This is a genomic window from Candidatus Coatesbacteria bacterium (assembly GCA_014728225.1).
Lineage (GTDB): Bacteria > RBG-13-66-14 > RBG-13-66-14 > RBG-13-66-14 > RBG-13-66-14 > WJLX01.
Genome location: WJLX01000112.1, coordinates 1 through 3,090 on the forward strand (window position 1 = coordinate 1; position 3,090 = coordinate 3,090).

Below are 3,090 nucleotides of genomic sequence, written 5' to 3' on the forward strand. Positions count from 1 at the left end.
CCGGAACCGGCACGGTTTTTGCATCTCGGCGACCGTTGGAGCGGCGGCAACGGTCCGCCTCCGCAAAAACCGTGCCGGCTCCCGGGGCCTTGATCGGTGGAGGTTGAGAGATGTCGCGGTCCGTTGTCCGTCGCGGATTGACAATCAAATCGCCAGTTGCGTCGACCACGGCTCAGTGGGTAAAATAATGCTTCGTTCCTTATACGACCTGATGCCGCTACATGAACCGGGAGGCTCGATGAACCAGCTCGCCGCGCGGGAAACACCGTCATTGGAACACAGAGAGTGGAGCGCCGAGGAGCTCGTACCGGACCTGACGGCCTATCCGCGGACCGTCGCCGAGTTGGTCGAACGCCGCGCCGAGCTGTTGCCCGACCACGACATGGTGATGGGCTTCGTCGGCGAGGAGTTGAGGACGACGACGGGGCGGGAGTTCTACGCCAGGAGTCTGGCGGTCAATGCCCGGCTGCGCGAGCTGGGTGTCGACAAGGGCGACCGGGTGGCGCTGCTCGCGCCCAACAAGCCCCGCTGGGGTATCTGCTACAGCGGCGTGGTCGCCTCGGGAGCGGTGGTCGTTCCCATCGACCCCCTGCTGACCGAGCACGAGTACGGTCACATCCTGCGCGAGAGCCGGGCCAGGGTTCTGCTGGCCCACGACCGCGTCGCCGGCGACGTCGAGGAGCATCGCGAAGACTTTCCCGATCTCGAGGCCGTCATCGACATCGACGGCTGGCCGCTGTTGGACCCCGGCACCCCGACACCGGAGGTCGAGGAGCCGCCGACGCGTCCCGCCCCCGAGGACACCTGCTCGATCCTGTTCACATCGGGCACTACGGGGCAGAGCAAGGCGGTGCGTTTGCTGCACCGCAACCTGGTCGCCAACGCCAAGCAGTTGCTGGAGCGGGTTTACATCGACAGTCGTGACACCTTTGTCAGCGTGCTGCCCCTGTTCCACACTTTCGAGTGTACCTGCGGTCTGCTGCTGCCGCTCTACTCCGGCGCCCGGGTGATCTACACCCCCAGCCTGAAGAGCCGGGACATCATCCGCACCATCCGCGCGGGTGAGGGTAGCATCATGCTCGGGGTGCCGCTGTTGTTCGAGAAGCTGCTGGCGGGCATCCACAGCTCGATCGCCAAGCAGCCGGCCCTCAAACGAGCGGCTTTCCGCGCCAGCCTGGGCCTGGTCAAGCTGGGGCGGGCCGTGCTGCAGGGCCGTTGGGGTAAGGGCATCTTCCACGGCCTGCGCGACAAGGCCGGCATGGCCAAGCTGCGCCTGATGATCTCCGGCGCCGCCGCCCTGGATCCCAACGTGGCTCGGGGCTTCGAGCACCTCGGCTTGCTGTTGATCCAGGGCTACGGCCTGACCGAGACCAGCCCGGTGACCAACGCCAACTATCCGGACTTCGAGCGCGCCGTGCCCGAATCCATCGGCCCCTGCCTCTGGGGCACCGAGGTGCTGGTCTATCAGCCCGACGAGCACGGCCACGGCGAGCTGTGCTACCGCGGCCCCCAGGTGATGCCCGGTTATCTGGACAACGCCGCGGCCAACGCCGCCGTCTTCATGGACGCCGACATCCCGGCGGACACCGAGCTGACGGGTAAAACGCTCTACGCCGCCGGGCCGGGCGTCGACGAGGTTCCGCCAGAGCAGCGCGGCCCCTGGTTCCGCACCGGCGACATCGGCTGGATCGACGCCGCCGGCTACCCGCGCATCGCCGGCCGCCAGAAGAACGTCATCGTCACCGCCGCCGGCAAGAACGTCTACCCGGAGCAGATCGAGGAGTACCTGAGCCGCAGCCCCTTCGTCGCCGAGTGCGTCATCATGGGTCGCAGGCAGCCAGACTCCAACCGCGAGGACGTCGTCGCCGTCATCGTCCCCGACTACGAGCATTTCGATCTCGCCGCCCGGGAGAAGGGCTACCAGCTCAACCAGACCAAGATCCGCGAGACCCTGCGCCGCGAGGTCGGCCGCATCAATGATCAGTTGGCGAGCTTCAAGCGCATCAAGGACTTCGTCATTCGCGAGGAGGAGTTCCCCAAGACCTCGACCAAGAAGATCAAGCGCTACCTGCTCAGGACCGACGTCGTCGAGGCGCCCGGCAAGTAGCCCTTGGTGCTGCACTGCCCCGCCCCCCGTCTACCCGGGGGGCGGTTTTCTGCAATGGGGGTCGGCGCGGCTCGTCGTTGCTTGACTCCCGCCCTTTGGCGGACTATAGTTTGATAGAAGTCACAAGGGAGGTCAGAATGCATTACGTTTTGTTAGCGGTGGTGTTGCTGGCGGGGGTGTGTTTGGCGAGCTTCGAGGTCACCCTCCAGCCCGATGACGACGAAGGGAACGATGCTCATTGTAACTACGAGTATCCAGATTTCTGTTATGGCGATAGGACGCACTTTGAAGTTCTTGGGTCGATTGATTATCCAATAGTCGCCTTCATCGAGTTCCGCGAGCTGGACCATTACGTGGGCCGGGGCTACACGGTGCTCTCGGCGGAGCTGTGGCTGTCGCTGTTCAATAACTGGAAAAACTCAGCCTTGATTCAAACCCGACCGCTGTCTGAGGATGAAATCTGGATCGCCCCGGTGGACGCCGCCTGGGAGGAGATGGAAATCACCTGGAACAACCAGCCGGATATCATCGAGGCCTACGCCGCTGAACACACCTTTGATGCACCGGACTACGGCGAAATGTACTGGGAATCATTTGACTTGACAGAGCTTGTACAGAGTTGGCTTGATGGAGATATACCACATCATGGTATTAGGATGTATGATGGTTATTTGCAGGCTATCTCAGATGATGATCCGTTTATTACTTATGACCCGCGTTTAATAATGACTTTATCAGGAACAGATATAGAAGAAGTAAGTTTTGGCTGGATTAAAGCTCATTTTCAATAGATATACCAAAGGAGTCGCCGATTGTCCGGCGACTCCTTTGCTCTGTAGTAAAAAAACTACTGCTGAATAAACACGAGATAATAGATGTGGTGGGCGGCAAGTTTACCGTTATCAGCTCCGTAGATAGTCTCCAGTATCTCGGCCACGGCTGAGCCAACGCTAACCCACGATGGCTCAAAACTCAGCCCGACA

At 61.6% G+C, this 3,090-nt stretch carries 2 protein-coding genes; both read left to right on the top strand.

Annotation, left to right across the window (positions count from 1 at the left end; genetic code table 11):
* Window positions 1-187: 187 nt before the first annotated feature.
* Complete coding sequence (locus GF399_08040) at window positions 188-2,107, top strand: AMP-binding protein (GenBank protein MBD3400268.1); 1,920 nt, start codon at window positions 188-190, stop codon at window positions 2,105-2,107.
* Between the two features lie 137 nt (window positions 2,108-2,244).
* Complete coding sequence (locus GF399_08045) at window positions 2,245-2,898, top strand: DNRLRE domain-containing protein (protein ID MBD3400269.1); 654 nt, start codon at window positions 2,245-2,247, stop codon at window positions 2,896-2,898.
* Window positions 2,899-3,090: the final 192 nt, after the last annotated feature.